The organism is Curtobacterium sp. Csp1 (genome assembly GCF_013347185.1).
Window position 1 is genome coordinate 1,338,051 of sequence record NZ_CP054594.1, and the last position, 13,995, is coordinate 1,352,045.

General features: G+C 74.4%; 14 protein-coding genes. 4 read left to right on the forward strand and 10 right to left on the reverse strand.

Going from position 1 to position 13,995, the window contains the following annotated elements; genetic code table 11:
* Window positions 1–97 precede the first annotated feature (97 nt).
* Genes HUN58_RS06545 through HUN58_RS06555 form a run of 3 tightly spaced genes read right to left on the reverse strand, consistent with a single transcriptional unit; the run spans window position 98 to window position 3,046 of the window.
* Window positions 98–766 carry a response regulator transcription factor gene (locus tag HUN58_RS06545; RefSeq protein ID WP_180225403.1) on the reverse strand — a complete coding sequence of 223 codons (669 nt, stop codon included), beginning with the start codon at window positions 764–766 and terminating at the stop codon, window positions 98–100.
* A complete protein-coding gene (locus HUN58_RS06550; RefSeq protein ID WP_180225402.1) occupies window positions 763–2,082 on the reverse strand; it encodes a sensor histidine kinase in 1,320 nt (439 codons plus the stop codon). The genes HUN58_RS06545 and HUN58_RS06550 overlap by 4 nt, the downstream gene beginning before the upstream one ends.
* Window positions 2,069–3,046 (reverse strand): type II CAAX endopeptidase family protein, encoded by a 978-nt coding sequence (locus HUN58_RS06555; RefSeq protein WP_180225401.1) that lies wholly within the window; start codon window positions 3,044–3,046, stop codon window positions 2,069–2,071. Before HUN58_RS06555 ends, HUN58_RS06550 begins: the two co-directional genes overlap by 14 nt.
* Before the next feature lie 119 nt (window positions 3,047–3,165).
* Here HUN58_RS06555 and HUN58_RS06560 point away from each other — a divergent pair, with 119 nt between their 5' ends.
* Window positions 3,166–4,128: an NmrA family NAD(P)-binding protein gene (locus HUN58_RS06560; protein ID WP_180225400.1), complete on the forward strand. Its 963-nt coding sequence runs from the start codon at window positions 3,166–3,168 to the stop codon at window positions 4,126–4,128.
* Window positions 4,129–4,139: 11 nt separating this feature from the next.
* Entirely contained in the window at window positions 4,140–5,597 is a 1,458-nt protein-coding gene (locus HUN58_RS06565) for an amidase (protein WP_180225399.1), read from the forward strand.
* Between the two features lie 24 nt (window positions 5,598–5,621).
* Here HUN58_RS06565 and HUN58_RS06570 read toward each other — a convergent pair whose 3' ends face one another.
* The 6 genes from HUN58_RS06570 to HUN58_RS06595 all read right to left on the reverse strand — a co-directional run bounded on the left by HUN58_RS06570 (window position 5,622) and on the right by HUN58_RS06595 (window position 11,668).
* Window positions 5,622–6,377: an ABC transporter ATP-binding protein gene (locus HUN58_RS06570; protein ID WP_254631675.1), complete on the reverse strand. Its 756-nt coding sequence runs from the start codon at window positions 6,375–6,377 to the stop codon at window positions 5,622–5,624.
* A gap of 56 nt (window positions 6,378–6,433) precedes the next feature.
* Window positions 6,434–7,270 carry an ABC transporter ATP-binding protein gene (locus tag HUN58_RS06575; RefSeq protein ID WP_254631633.1) on the reverse strand — a complete coding sequence of 279 codons (837 nt, stop codon included), beginning with the start codon at window positions 7,268–7,270 and terminating at the stop codon, window positions 6,434–6,436.
* Complete coding sequence (locus tag HUN58_RS06580) at window positions 7,267–8,145, reverse strand: ABC transporter permease (protein ID WP_180225398.1); 879 nt, start codon at window positions 8,143–8,145, stop codon at window positions 7,267–7,269. The genes HUN58_RS06575 and HUN58_RS06580 overlap by 4 nt, the downstream gene beginning before the upstream one ends.
* Complete coding sequence (locus HUN58_RS06585) at window positions 8,142–9,095, reverse strand: ABC transporter permease (RefSeq protein WP_058740651.1); 954 nt, start codon at window positions 9,093–9,095, stop codon at window positions 8,142–8,144. The genes HUN58_RS06580 and HUN58_RS06585 overlap by 4 nt, the downstream gene beginning before the upstream one ends.
* Window positions 9,096–9,132: 37 nt before the next feature.
* A complete protein-coding gene (locus tag HUN58_RS06590; protein ID WP_180225397.1) occupies window positions 9,133–10,659 on the reverse strand; it encodes an ABC transporter substrate-binding protein in 1,527 nt (508 codons plus the stop codon).
* 61 nt (window positions 10,660–10,720) lie between these two features.
* Window positions 10,721–11,668: an alpha/beta fold hydrolase gene (locus tag HUN58_RS06595; RefSeq protein WP_180225396.1), complete on the reverse strand. Its 948-nt coding sequence runs from the start codon at window positions 11,666–11,668 to the stop codon at window positions 10,721–10,723.
* Window positions 11,669–11,745: 77 nt separating this feature from the next.
* Here HUN58_RS06595 and HUN58_RS06600 point away from each other — a divergent pair, with 77 nt between their 5' ends.
* Together HUN58_RS06600 and HUN58_RS06605 are read left to right on the forward strand one after the other, a co-directional pair.
* Window positions 11,746–12,678 carry a siderophore-interacting protein gene (locus HUN58_RS06600; RefSeq protein WP_229666817.1) on the forward strand — a complete coding sequence of 311 codons (933 nt, stop codon included), beginning with the start codon at window positions 11,746–11,748 and terminating at the stop codon, window positions 12,676–12,678.
* Complete coding sequence (locus HUN58_RS06605; protein WP_180226021.1) at window positions 12,675–13,487, forward strand: ABC transporter ATP-binding protein; 813 nt, start codon at window positions 12,675–12,677, stop codon at window positions 13,485–13,487. The genes HUN58_RS06600 and HUN58_RS06605 overlap by 4 nt, the downstream gene beginning before the upstream one ends.
* A gap of 147 nt (window positions 13,488–13,634) precedes the next feature.
* Here HUN58_RS06605 and HUN58_RS06610 read toward each other — a convergent pair whose 3' ends face one another.
* Entirely contained in the window at window positions 13,635–13,994 is a 360-nt protein-coding gene (locus HUN58_RS06610) for a Fe-S oxidoreductase (protein ID WP_175325499.1), read from the reverse strand.
* Window position 13,995 lies beyond the last annotated feature (1 nt).

A 13,995-nucleotide genomic window follows, 5' to 3' on the forward strand; every position in this document is an offset into this window, starting at 1 on the left:
AAGGAACGGCCTCCTACGAGCGATTCACCCTCCTACGAGCGGATCGGCCTCCGACGCGCGGATCGGCCTCCGACGCGCGGATCGGCGGCAGCGCGCGCTACCCCTCGGGGACCGCCACGACCCGGTTCTGGTACGCCCACACCACGGCCTGCAGGCGCGACCGGACCCCGAGCTTCGGGAGCATCCGCGCCAGGTGCGACTTCACGGTGGAGACCTCGACGACCAGGGCCGCCGCGATCTCCTCGTTCGACATCCCCTGCGCCAGGAGCAGCAACACGTCGCGCTCGCGGGCGGTCAGGACCTCGCTGGCGCGGTCCCCGGTCACGGGCTGCAGGCTGCGCCGGGACACGAACTCCCGCAGGACCCGCCGGGTCAGGGACTGGTCGATGGTGCCGTTGCCCGCCGCGACCTGCCGGACGGCGCCGACGATGACGTCGGGCTCGGCGTCCTTGAGCAGGAACCCCGACGCGCCGGCCTCGAGCGCCCCGAACACCAGGTCGTCGAGGTCGAACGTCGTCAGCACCAACACCGGCACCGCGGGGTCCGCGTCCGGAGCGCAGAGCTCCCGGGCGACCTCGATCCCGTTCCGCACCGGCATCCGGACGTCGAGCACCGCCACGTCCGGCCGCGTCGACCGCGCGAGGGCGAGCGCCTCGCCGCCGTCGGCCGCGACCGCCACCACGTCGACGTCCGGCTCGGCCGCGAGCAGCGCGGACACGCCGGCGCGGACGAGCGGCTGGTCGTCCGCCACGAGCACCCGGATCACGACGCCGCCTCGGGCTGCTCGCGGCTCAGCTCGAGGATCACCACCCAGCCGCCGCCGTCGGTCGGCCCGGCCTGGAGGCGCGCCCCCACCAGGTCCGCCCGCTCACGCATGCCACGCAGTCCGTTCCCACCCGCTGCCGTGCTCCCGGACGACGGTGCGGTGGGAACCGAGTTCTCGACACGGACCCGGAGGCGTTCGTCGTCGCGGTCGTCGACGGTCACCGTGACCATCGACCCGGCCGCGTGCACGGCTGCATTCGACAGCGCCTCCTGCACGGTCCGGTAGGTGACGAGCTGCGCGAGCGGACCGACGCCGTCCGCCAGGGGACGATCGCCCGGCAGCACCTCGAGCCGGACGTCCGACCGGAGCCGCGCGCGTTCGACCAGGTCGACGACGCCGGCGACGGTCTCGACCGTGCGTTCGGCGGGGGAGTCGTCGCGCAGGAGCCCGACGAGGCGACGCAGGTCCTCGAGCACGGCGGTGCTCTGCTCCCGCACCTGCCGCACCCCCTCGTGCGCGGCGGGCGGGTCGACGTCGATCTGCCGGTCGATGACGGCCGACATGAGGGCGATGCCGGACAGGTGGTGCGCGGCGATGTCGTGCAGCTCGCGGGCCATGGCAGCACGCTCGCGGGACACCGCGGCGTCGACCCGGGCGTCCTGCTCGCGGACCGACGCCGAGGCCTCGGCGGCGCGGGCGTCCGCCTCCGCCGAGCGTGCGTCGGCCTCGGCGACCCGGGCGGCGCGGACCTCGCGGCGGGAGCGGACGACGAGCGCGACGACCAGGGGGAGCCCGACCGCGCCGAGGGCCTGCAGGACGCCCTGCCCCGATACGTCGAGCAGCGCCCGGACGACCTGCCCGCCGCGGAACGCTCCGCTGACGATCGCCCGGTGCCACCCCGTGCCGACGGCGACGAGCAGGGCGGTGACGACGAGCGCGGGCCAGGTCCGGACCAGGGGCGCACGCAGGGCGACGACGACCACCGCGACGAGGACCGGCAGCGCCGTCAGCCCGAACAGGTCGACGACCGCCGGGACGGCCACGGCGATCGGCACCGGGACCGCGGCGACCGCGACGAGCACCGTCCGGGGGAACCGACGCACGGCCAGGAGCGCGGCGGACTGCACGAGCAGCCCGAGCGCCAGGAGCGACCACGGCAGGCTGCCCACCGCGGGAGCGACGACGGGCGCTGCGAGGGTCTCGGGGTCGGCGGCGTCCAGCGGCGGGAGGCCGAGCAGCAGGCCGAGCGCGACGACCGCGGTGCCGAGCGCGACCAGCACCTCGGTGCGGCCGACGCGGGACTCAGCGGGTGCCATCGTCCGATCCTACGAGGACGACGTGCGCCGACGTCGTGGTGGAGGGCGTGCCTCCCGGCCGGGCACCGCGCGCACCCGGGTAGCCGAGCCGCCCGCGGGTGGCGACCAGCAGGACGACCGCCGCGACCGTGGAGACGATCGCGAGACCGTGCATCATCGTGCCGGCCGTCATCCCCGGGTACATGTCCGCCCACAGCGTCGAGATGGTGTTGTTCACACCGACGTGCAGGAGCAGCGCGACCGGCAGGCTCTCGCCGGTGCGGTTGAAGACCCAGGTCATCACGACGTTGAAGGTGATCGTGAAGAGCGCGAACACGAGCGGTTCCGACCACTGCGCGTCCGGCCACCCGCCCCAGTCGGACAGGTACAGCGGCATGTGCCAGAGCGCCCAGAGCGGACCGAGCACCGCGACGGCACCGAGGGGACCGAACCGCTCCTGCAGCCGGGGCAGGGCGAAGTCGCGCCAGCCGGGCTCCTCCGACAGACCGGTGGTGAACAGCTGCACGACCAGCCCGGGCACGAGTGCCACGAGCGCCAGCGCCGTGGGAGCCTGCACCTGACCGCCGGAGAACGGCAGCCCGGTCAGGACCACCAGCAGCGGGACGCCGACGAGCGCCAGCGCGTACCAGCGCCACGGGACCCGCCAGCGCCACAGCCGCCCGACCCAGCGCCGGAGACCCGGGCGCCCGTCGGCGAGGGCCGTGACGAGGAACGCGCTGCCGAGCGGACCGAGGAGCGCCCCGGGGAGGATACCGGTGAACTGCGCCGTGCCGAGGAACTCCGGGAAGTGGACGTCCCAGACGCCGAGCCCGTGCGGGCTGAGGATGTACGGGATCCAGGCGAGCCAGCTCAGGCCGAGCGCCAGGACCGCGAAGGTCGCGATGGGGTGTCGCGCCGCGAGGTTCGTCCGGGGTGCGTGCTTCCCCGTGTTCGTGTGTGCGATCGTCTTCGTGTGTGGAGGCATGGCCCCGACGCTAGGAATCCGCCGTCCCCGCGACGACCGGCGGAGGGACGCACCACCGGGAGTTCCTCCGAAGGGTGCAAGCCGGAGCCGACCCGGGCGAGGGTGCGTAGCGTCGGGGCATGACCACCACCGTCCTCGTCGCGGGCGCCACCGGCGACCTCGGCACGCGCATCGTCCACGCCCTGCTCGACGACCGGTCCCCTGTCGGTGGCACGGGTGCCGACCGAGGGCCCGTGCTCGTCCGGGCGCTCAGCCGGTCGGGCGGGGCGGCCGGGTCGACCGGTGCCGCGAACGCCTTCGGGGCGCCGGACCGCGTGCGCCTCGTCTCCGCCGCCTACGACGACCACGACGCCCTCGTCCGCGCCCTCGACGGGGTCGACGTCGTCGTCTCCGCGGTGAGCGGGACCCGCTCGGTCATCGTCGACGCCCAGACCGCACTGCTCCGCGCCGCCGTGGACGCCGGGGTGCCGCGGTTCCTGCCGTCCGACTACTCCGCCGACTACCGCTCGATCACCCCGGGCACCAACCGCAACTTCGAGCTCCGCCGCGAGTTCGCCGCCGTGCTCGACGCCGCCCCGGTCCGCGCGACCTCGGTGCTGAACGGCGCCTTCACCGACATGCTCACCGGCCAGGCACCCATGATCCTGTTCGCCCGCCGTCGGGCGCTGTACTGGTCCTCCGCCGACCAGGTGCTCGACTTCACCACGAAGGACGACACCGCGCGGGTGACGGCGCTCGCCGCACTCGATCCGGACGCCTCGCGCGTCGTCGAGGTCGCCGGCGACCGGGTGACCGCCCGGAGCGTCGCGGACACGCTCTCGCAGCTCACCGGCACGCACTTCCGCACGCAGTGGGCGGGGACCGCGAGCACGCTGTCGGCCATGGCCCGGATCGGCCGACGCGTCTCGAGCGCCCCGGACGACGAGCCGTTCCCCGCCTGGCAGGGGATGCAGTACTTCGTCAGCATGTTCAGCGGCGAGGCCACCCTCCACCACGTCCGGAACGACCGCTACGGTCCGCACCGCTGGACCACGGTCCGGGACGTGCTCGCCGCACACCTGGCCGCGGACACCGCCGCCTAGGCTCAGGGACCGTGTTCGAACTCCACCACCTCACCGCGCAGGAACTCTGGGACTGGATCCGACGGGGCGAGACCACCGCGCTCGAGGTCACCGAGCACTACCTCGACCGCATCGCACGGCTCGACCCGGGGCTCGGCGCGTTCGTCACCGTCACCGCGGACGAGGCCCGGAGCCGCGCCGCGCAGCTCGGGACCGCCGCGCAGCCCGGGACCGCCGTGCCGACCTCCCGACCGCTCTGGGGACTCCCGCACGGGGACAAGGACCTGTACGACCGCGCGGGCGTCGTCACCCGCAGCGGATCCGTCGCCCTGCCCGCCGCGCCCGCAGCCGCCGACCACCCGCTCGTCGCAGCGCTCGCCGCAGCCGGCACCGTGAGCCTCGGCAAGACGACCACGCCCGAGTTCGGGATGTCGTCGTCCTCCGAGACCCGGCTCGGCACCACCGTGAACCCGTGGGACACCTCCCGGGCTCCCGGCGGATCGTCGAGCGGCGCCGCGGTCGCGGTCGCGGCGGGACTGCTCCCGGCGGCCGTGGGGACCGACGGCGGGGGATCGGTGCGGATCCCCGCCGCGGCGACCGGGCTCGTCGGGCTCAAGCCGAGCCGGGGCCGGGTGCCGTCCGTGCCCGGGCGATCGGGCCTCGGCGGGCTGAGCGTCGCCGGGCCGATCACCCGGAACGTCGCGGACGCCGGCATGTTCCTCGACGCCCTCGCGCGGCCGACGGGGCTCGACGAACCGACGCCGTACGCGCTCGTCACGCCCGACGTCGGCGACGGCCCCTTCACCGCCGCGGCGGTCCGGGGCGAGGGGCGCTTCGTCGTCGGGCTGCTCGACGGCTCCCCGTGGGACGACACCGTCGACGTGGTGGTCGACCCCGCCGCCCGCGACGCCGTGGCCACCGTCGTCCGGGTGCTCGGCGAGGTCGGGCACGGGGTCGAGGACGTCGCGATGCCCCGGCTGCCGTACGCCGACGCCTTCCGGGTGGCGTGGGAGTCGAGCGCCGCGGGGCTGCCCCGGGTCCCCGGCATCGACCTCGCGGCGCTGACCCCGCTCGTCGCGTGGCTCGTCGAGCGCGGCCGGCGGCTCACGGCGACGCAGGTGCTCGACGCGATGACGGCCCTCGACGCGTTCTCCGTGGCGCTGATCCGGGCGTTCGACCGGTTCGACGCCGTGCTCACCCCGACGTTGGCGCTGCCGCCCCGACCCCTCGGCTGGTACGGCGACGACCCGGACGAGGACTTCCGCCGCCAGTGCGCGTACTCCCCGTGGACCTCGATGGTCAACGTCGCGGGACTGCCCGCGATCACGCTGCCCGTCGGGGTCACCGGTGCGGGCCACCCGGACGGCGAGGGCCTGCCCATGGGCGTGCAGCTGATCGGCCGTCCCGGCGGAGAGCGCACGCTGCTCGCGCTCGGCGCCCAGCTCGAGCGACGCCTGCGGTGGCAGCGGCGGCACCCCGCCTGCTGGTGAGGCGGTCGCGCCGGCCCGCACCGCCTACGGCAGCGTCGGCGCCGCCGCCACCAGCGCCCGCGTGACGTCGTGCTGCGGGTCGTCCAGCAGCGCGACCGGGCCGTGCTCGACGATCCGCCCCTCGGACAGCACCGCCACGGTGTCGCACAGCCGCTGCACCACGCCGATGTCGTGCGACACGAGGACGAGCGTCAACCCGAGGTCGTCCGCGAGCGAGCGGAACAGGTCGATCACGCGCGCGCGGACCACCACGTCGAGGGCGCTCATCGGCTCGTCCCCGAACAGGATCCGCGGCTCGTGCACCACCGCCCGGGCGATCGCGATCCGCTGCCGCTGCCCGCCGGAGAACTCGTGCGGGTACCGGTCCACGGCGTCCACCGGCAGGTCGACCCGCTCGAGGACCCGCCGCACCAGCTCCCGGTGGTCGCCGGGGATCCGCAGTGCCCGGAGCGGCTCGGCGATGATCGTGCCCACGCGCATCCGCGGGTCGAGCGACGCGTAGGGGTCCTGGAACACGACGCCCGTCTCGCGACGGAACCACCGCATCGCGGCAGCGGAGGCGGACGCGACCACGGGACGACCGGAGGCGGTCACGGTGCCGGCGGAAGGCGCCTCCAGGCCGGCGAGCAGCCGCACCAGGGTGGACTTGCCGGACCCGGACTCGCCGACGATCCCGAGCCGGGCGCCGGGAGCGACCGTCAGGTCGATCCCGTCGACGGCGGTGCGGACCGGGCCGGGCTCGAACGGCCCACGGCGGGGGGGCCGGTACGTGCGGTGCAGCCCGGTCCCGGCCAGGACGGGCAGGGCGTCCGGCTGCGGCGCTGCGGAGGGCGTGGTCACGGGGTCCTCCTGGCGGTGGCGCGGGCGGCCTCGACGAGTGCGGTCGTGGCGGGGTGCTGCGGCGCCCCGAGCAGGGTGCGGACCGGCCCCTGCTCGACGACGCGCCCCTCGTGCAGCACGACGGCGGTGTCGGCGATGCGCGCGAGCACGGCGAGGTCGTGCGTCACGAACAGCATCCCGGTGCCGCGTGCCGAGGACAGCCGCTCGAACAGCTCGAGGATCCGGGCCTCGGTCGTGACGTCGAGCGCCGTGGTCGGCTCGTCGGCGATCAGGTAGGCGGGCGACCCGGCCATCGCCATCGCGATGCAGATGCGCTGCCGCTGCCCGCCGGACAGCTGGTGCGGGTACTGCCGCAGGAGCGACGCCGGGTCCGGCAGACCCACCGCGTCGGCCAGTGCGACGGCGGCGGTCCGCGCGGCACGACGATCCAGGCCGCGGTGCAGCCGGAGGGGCTCCGCGACCTGGGCGCCGACCCGTCGGAGCGGGTCGAGCGCCGTGCCCGGTTCCTGGAACACCATGCCCAGGTCCGCGCCGCGGTGCTTCGCCCGCTCGCGGTCGGGCAGGCCGACGAGCTCCCGCCCGTCCAGGCGGATGCTGCCGGTCACCTGCGCACCGGTGGGCTCCAGCCCCATCAGGGCGAGCGAGGTCATCGACTTCCCGGATCCGGACGCGCCGATCACGCCGACGCGACGGCCGGGAGGCACGGTGAACGACACACGGTCCAGGACCGTCCGCCCCGCGATGCGCACCGAGAGACCCGAGACCCCGAGTCCGGCGCGCGGGTCCGGCCCGCGCTCGTGTGCGTGCGTCACGCGGTCGTGTGCGTCCGTCACGCGGTCACCCCCGGGGTCGTCGGCGAGGTCGTGGTCGGGTCGGACGCCCGGTCGCCCGTCGTCAGCCGCGGGTCCGTCGCGTCCCGCACTGCGTCGCCGAGCAGCGAGAGCGCGGCGACCACGAGGGCGATCGCGGCCCCCGGCCACGCGGCGCTCCACGGGTGGACGCCCACGTAGGTCTGCAGGTCGGCGAGCATGCTACCCCACGACGCGGTGTCCGAACCGGCGCCGTAGCCCAGGTACGACAGCCCGGCCTCGGCCAGGACCGCGGTCGCCATCGCGAGCGAGAGCTGCACGGTGAACAGCGGCGCCGCGTTCGGCACGAGGTGCCGGGTGAGCACCCCGAGCGGTCCCACGCCGGACGCCCGTGCCGCGACGACGTAGTCGCTGCGCGCGATCCGGCGGATCTCGCCGCGGGCCACGCGGGCGATCGTCACGCCGAAGGACAGCCCGACGCTCACGACCACGACGCCGAGCGAACCGCCGAACACCGCGGTGAGCAGCATCGCCGTCAACAGCGTGGGGAACGCCACGAGGATGTCGAGCAGGACGGCCGTGCCCTCGCGGACCCACCGGGCGGTGAGCGAGCCGACCGCGGTGAGCACGATGCCGACGACGCTCGCGATGACCCCCGACCCCACGGCGACGAGCACCGTCGTCCGCGTGCCGGCGAGGAGGTAGCTCGCGATGTCCCGTCCGGAGGCGTCGGTGCCGAACCAGTGCGCCGCGCTCGGCCCGGACCACTGCCGGAACGGGTCGGTGCGGAAGGGGTCCTGCGGCGTCCACACGAGGGACACGGCGGCCAGGACCACGAGCAGGCCGAGGACCACGACGGCGAACACCCCGGTCGGCCGGGCGACGAGTCGGCGGGTCACTCGTGCACCTCGCGTTGCCGGGGGTCGAGCACGCGGTGCAGCACGTCGACCGCGAAGCCGACGAGCAGGACGAGCCCGGTGAGCACGAGGAGCTCGGACTGCACCTTCGTGACGTCCCGCCGGCCGACGTCGGTGACGAGCATCCGGCCGACACCGGGCAGCGAGAACAGCTGCTCGACGACGACGGCGCCGACGAGCAGCCCGGCGATCTGCACACCGAGCACCGCGAGCACCGTGAGCGCCACGGACGGCAGCCCGTGCCGCACGAGCGCCTGCGTCCGGGTGAGCCCGATCGCGGCGGCGGTGCGGACGTGGTCGGCGTCGAGCACCCCGAGCGTGGCCGACCGGGTGAAACGCAGGATCACGGCGCCTTCGACGGCGCCGATCGTGAGCGCGGGGAGCACGAGCGCCGAGAACGCCCGCCCGGGTTCGCCCCAGCCGTCGAGCGGGAAGCCCTGCGGTGGGAGCCACCGGAGCGTCACGGCGAACAGCGCGATGAGCAGCAGCCCCGCCCAGACGATCGGGATCGCGGCGACGGCCTGGGCGACGAAGGCGATCACGGCACCGCCCGCGCGGCGCCGCAGCACCGCGGCGAGCACCCCGAGCGGCACGCCGAGCACGAGGGCCGCGGCGAGCGACATCCCGGCGAGGGGCAGCGTGACCGCGAGCTTCTGGGTCAGCTCGGGGGCGACCTGGCCCCCGGTGACGAGCGAGCGGCCGAGGTCGCCGTGCAGCAGCCCGCCGATCCAGTCGACGTACTGCACCACGACCGGCCGGTCCAGGCCGAGCTGCTGGCGGAGCTGCTCGACCTGCGCCGGGGACGCCTGCGTGCCGGCGACGACCTGCGCGACGTCGCCGGGGAGCACCCGGAGCACGGCGAACACGATGATGCTCGCCACGAGCAGACCGACGACGAGCAGCAGCAGTCGCCCGACGAGGAACCGGGTCACGAGTCCGATGCTACGGGCCCGGCAGCGGCGACCCCGGTCACCGCACCGCCAGCTGCGCGAGGTCCAGGCGGGAGTTCGTGCCGTCGAACGGCACGCCCGTCACGCCCTTGCGGACCGCGGTGACCGACGTCGCCGTGTAGAGCCACTCGCCGGCGGCGTCCTCGCTGACGATCCGGGCCGCCTGCTCGAGCGCCCTCGTCTTGTCGGCCTGGTCGGTCGCCGCGACGGACTGCGCGTACAGGGCCTGCACCTCGGGGTTGTCGTACCCGAAGTAGTAGTCCGGGTTCGCCCAGTTGCCGAAGTCCCGCGACTCGACGTGGTTGACCATCGACAGGTCGAAGTCGTGCTTCTCGAACACCTGCGACAACCACGTGGCGAAGTCGACGCGCTGGACGCTCAGCGTGATGCCGACGTCCGCGAGCTGTGACTTCAGCACGTCGCCGATCGTCGCCGCGTAGATGTTCGGGTAGGTCAGGGTGAGCTTGAGGTCCTTCGCGCCGGCCTCGGCGAGCAGCTGCTTCGCGGCCGCGGGGTCGTACGCGTCGATGTCGGTCAGGTCCTGGTAGCCCGGGTCGAGCTCCGGGATCGGCCCGCCCTGCGGCACCCCGGTCCCACCGATCGCCTTGATGAGCGCCTTCGGGTCGATCGCCTGCCGGATCGCCTTGCGGACCTTGACGTCGGTGAAGGGCGCCTTGCGGTCGTTGAACGCGAGCGTGTACTTGTCGGTCGTCTTGCCGGTGTGCAGCGAGATGTCGGCGTTGCCCTCGAGCTGGCTCTTCAGCGTGCCGTCGACCGAGGTCTGCACGTCCAGGTCGCCCGCGGCCATCGCGTTCACGGCCGCGGACCCGTCGGTGATGTACCGGAACTCGACCTTGGCGACCTTCGCCTTCGTGCCCCAGTAGTCGGCGTTCCGGGCGAAGACGAGCGCGTCGCCCTGCTTCCAGCTCGACACCTCGTACGGGCCGGTGCCGTTCGCGGAGTCCGACAGGTCGTTCTTCGCGGCCTGCTCGAGCACGAGTCCCGCGCGGCCGGTCAGGTTCCAGAGCAGGTCGGAGTCCGGCTTCGACAGCGTCAGGACGACCTGGTCCGACGACGGCGACGCGATCGACCGGACGTTCGCGAGCTGCGCGGAGTCGACGTAGGACGCGTTGTCCTTGACCTGCTGGAGCGACCACACGACGTCGGCCGCGGTGACCGGCTTGCCGTCCTGGAACGTCGTCCCGTCGCGGAGCGTGAACGTGTAGGTGAGCCCGTCGGCCGAGACCTCGTGCTTCGACGCGAGCACGTCGTGGATCGCACCGCTGCCGTCCGCCGCCCGGCCGACGAGCCCCTGGTACACGTTGTCGATGAGCACCTGGTCGAGTGCGGCACCGGACTGCGTGCGGATGTCCAGGCTGGTCGGTTCGAGGACGAGCCCGATCCGGACGGTCGCGTCGGCGCCGCCCTGTTCGTTCGACGATCCCGAGCACCCGGTCAGGGCGAGGGCCGAGACGACCGCGACGGCCGTGCTGGCGAGGGCGACGCGTGCTGCACGTCGACCCAGGCGGGGGAGGAGCGGACTCATGGGTTGTGGGTTCCTTCCGGGCGCGTGGGAGCGACGGTCGTCGCGTCGCGCTCGCAAGAGGCTACCGACCAACCGGACCGTCGGGGGACGGTTTCTCCACGGGGTGCAACAATCCGTGGTCCTCGGCCCATGCCCGGATCGCCGTGGCCAGTTCGAGGGGTGCCTGGTTCTGCACCGCGTGCCGGGCCGTGACCGTCACGACCCGGGCGTCGGGCAGGCGCTCGACGAACCCGGTGTGCAGCTTCGGGGAGACGTAGCCGCGGTCCCCCCGGACGAGCAGCAGTGGGACGTCCAGCGCCTCGAGGTCCGGCCACGCGTCGGCGAAGCGGCCCACCGAGGCGGTCCGGCCGGCGGGCAGGTGCGGGAAGTGGTGCCGACGGACGAGCCGGCCGTCGGCGCCGAGCCGGGTGGTGTGCCGCGCCTCGCGGAGCAGCACCTGCCGGTCGTCGCCGACGCGGGCCTCGACGGCACGGTCGACCACCTCGTCGAGGGACGCGAACGGCTCCTCGTCCTCGAGCGCCCGCGCGATCCGGTCGACGGCCCGCTGCGCGAAGTCCGGCGACATGTCGACGAGCACGAGACCGGTCACCTGCTCCGGCGCGAGCGACGCCAGCCGCGCGGCGAGGATCGCCCCGAGCGAGTGCCCGACGACGATCCCCGGCGGCACGTCGAGCGCGTCGAGCGCGGCGAGCACCTGCGGGGCGGTGACCGCGGCGCCGTAGTCCGCGTCGTCGCGCCAGCTCGACCGGCCATGTCCCGGCAGGTCGAGGGCGACCGCCGGCTCGCCGACGGCGAGCGCGGTCTGGTCGAAGCTGTGCGCGTCGATGCCGAGCCCGTGCAGGTAGGTGATCCGTGCCTCCCGTCCGTCCGCCGTGTCCCACCGGATCGCGGCGGTCTCGCGTCCGTCGTCGCCGCGGACCACCTGCCTGGAGGCGCGGAGCGGCTCCGTCACGCCGCTCGCGGCGGCGAGCGCGGCCAGGTCCGAGAATTCGTCGTCGGGTTCGTGCACGGGGACGATCCTCGCACCGTCCGGGGTACCCCGTTCCACCCTGGAACGGTTAGGTGAGGCATGCCATACTTGCGTTCGTGGCTGCCCGGTACCGCGTCTTCTCCGTCCGCGTGACGGCCGTGTCCGCGCTGACCCCCTCGTTCGTCCGGGTGACGCTGTCCGGAGACGCCCTCGCGGAGTTCTCCGCGGTGGGGCTCGACCAGCGGATCAAGATCGTGCTGCCGATCCCGGGCCACGGCTTCACCGACCTGCCCGACGGCGACGACTGGTACGGCGCCTGGCGCGCGCTGCCGGACGCCGTGCGGAACCCGCTGCGCACCTACACGGTCCGCTCGTTCCGTCCGGACGCCCGCGAGCTCGACATCGACTTCGTCGCGCACGGCGACACCGGCCCTGCGTCCCGCTGGGTCTCGGGCTGCCGCGTCGGCGACGAGCTCCGCATCGTCGGTCCGGCGGTCCCGTCCTCGCCGGCCGAGCTCCCGAGCGGTGCCGCCGAGTTCGCCCCGGGGCGCGCCGACCGCATCCTGCTCGCCGGCGACGAGACCGCGGCGCCGGCGATCTGCGCCATCCTCGAGGCCCTCGACGTCACGGCCGTCGGCCACGTCTTCATCGAGGTCCCGACCGACGCCGACCGCCTGCCGGTGTCCGCGCCCGCCGGGGTCGAGGTCCGCTGGATCGCCCGGAACGGCGCCTCGCACGGCGAGCGCATGACCCACCAGGTGCACGCGTGGGCGTCGGACGTCGTCGGCGGCCGAGGCGCTGCCGCCGCGGTCGCGCCCACGGTCGCACTCGCCCCGGTCGACGCGGATGTCGACGCAGATCTCGACGTCGACGAGCAGGTGCTCTGGGACGTCCCCGCCGCCGCCGAGGAGCGCCCCGTCTACGCGTGGATCGCGGGGGAGGCCAGCTGCGTCAAGGAGCTCCGGCGCCACCTCGTGCGCGGTGTCGGCATCGCCCGGGAACAGGTCGCGTTCATGGGCTACTGGCGGCACGGCAGGGCCGAGCACTGAACACTTCCACCCCCTCGGCGCTCCCGACGACGGCGCTCGGCGCCCGCGGGCTGACGCTCGCGTACGAGGACCGCGTCGTGGTGGACGCCCTCGACGTCGACGTGCCGGACGGTGAGCTCACGGTCGTCGTCGGTCCGAACGCGTGCGGCAAGTCGACGCTCCTCAAGGCGTTCGCCCGGACCCTGACGCCCCGCGCGGGCACGGTGTACCTCGACGGCGCGCCGATCACGTCCTACCGCCCGAAGGCCGTCGCGCGCCGGGTCGGCATGCTCCCGCAGACCCCCATCGCCCCCGAGGGCATCACCGTCCGCGACCTCGTCTCCCGCGGCCGGTTCCCGCACCAGGACCTGCTGCACCCCTCGTCGGGCTCCGACCGCACCGCCGTCCAGGCCGCGCTCGAGCAGACCGACACCGTGACGCTCGCCGACCGCAGCGTCGGGGAGCTCTCCGGCGGGCAGCGGCAGCGCGTCTGGATCGCGATGGTGCTCGCGCAGGAGACCGACATCGTCCTGCTCGACGAGCCGACGACGTTCCTCGACATCGCGCACCAGTACGACGTGCTCGAACTGGCCTCTGCGCTGCACGCGGCCGGACGCACGGTCGTCGCGGTGCTCCACGACCTCAACCAGGCGGCGCGGTACGCCACGCACCTCGTCGCGATGCGGGCGGGGTCGATCGTCGCGCAGGGGCGTCCGGCCGACGTCCTGACCGCCGAGCTCGTCGAGGACGTCTTCGGCCTGCCGTGCGTGGTCGTCCCGGACCCCGAGACGGGCACGCCCCTGGTCGTCCCGCGGCGCCGCGCCGCCTGACGCGCGCTCGCATCGCGCGCTCGCCCCCGCCGTGCTTGGTCACCCGCGAGTGGTCAGGACACGCCGCTCACGTCCGCCCGGAGGGCACAATTCGTCGCTCGAGCACGCCGAACGTGCCAGATCTGGCACGCTCGGCGAGCGTCGGCGTCAGCGGACGTAGCCGCCGTCCTCGAGGCCGGCCTCGACCTCGAAGCGGTTGCGCAGGGGATCGCGGCCCGCGAGTGCGTAGAGCAGCGGCATGGCCATGCCGTAGCGGCGCCACTGCGTGACGTGCACGCGCTCGTGCCGGAGCACCCGGTCGCCGTCGTTGTCGCGCGTCAGGTACACCGATCCCACGCAGGTCCCGCCGCGGCGGAAGACCCACCGGGGCAGGCCGCTGCAGACCACCAGCCCGTCGACGACCCGGATCCTGCCGGTCGACAGCGGCACGCCGATCGCGAGGCCGACGGCCGTGGCGAACAGCCAGCCGGCCCGCGACACGGGGGAGTCGAGGAGCGGGTTCCGCACC

Bases quoted from the DNA above. Each gene is read 5' to 3' on its own strand.
- HUN58_RS06550 (WP_180225402.1), bottom strand. From the start codon at position 2,082: ATGGCACCCGCTGAGTCCCGCGTCGGCCGCACCGAGGTGCTGGTCGCG.
- HUN58_RS06555 (WP_180225401.1), bottom strand. From the start codon at position 3,046: ATGCCTCCACACACGAAGACGATCGCACACACGAACACGGGGAAGCAC.
- HUN58_RS06560 (WP_180225400.1), top strand. From the start codon at position 3,166: ATGACCACCACCGTCCTCGTCGCGGGCGCCACCGGCGACCTCGGCACG.
- HUN58_RS06590 (WP_180225397.1), bottom strand. From the start codon at position 10,659: ATGAGTCCGCTCCTCCCCCGCCTGGGTCGACGTGCAGCACGCGTCGCC.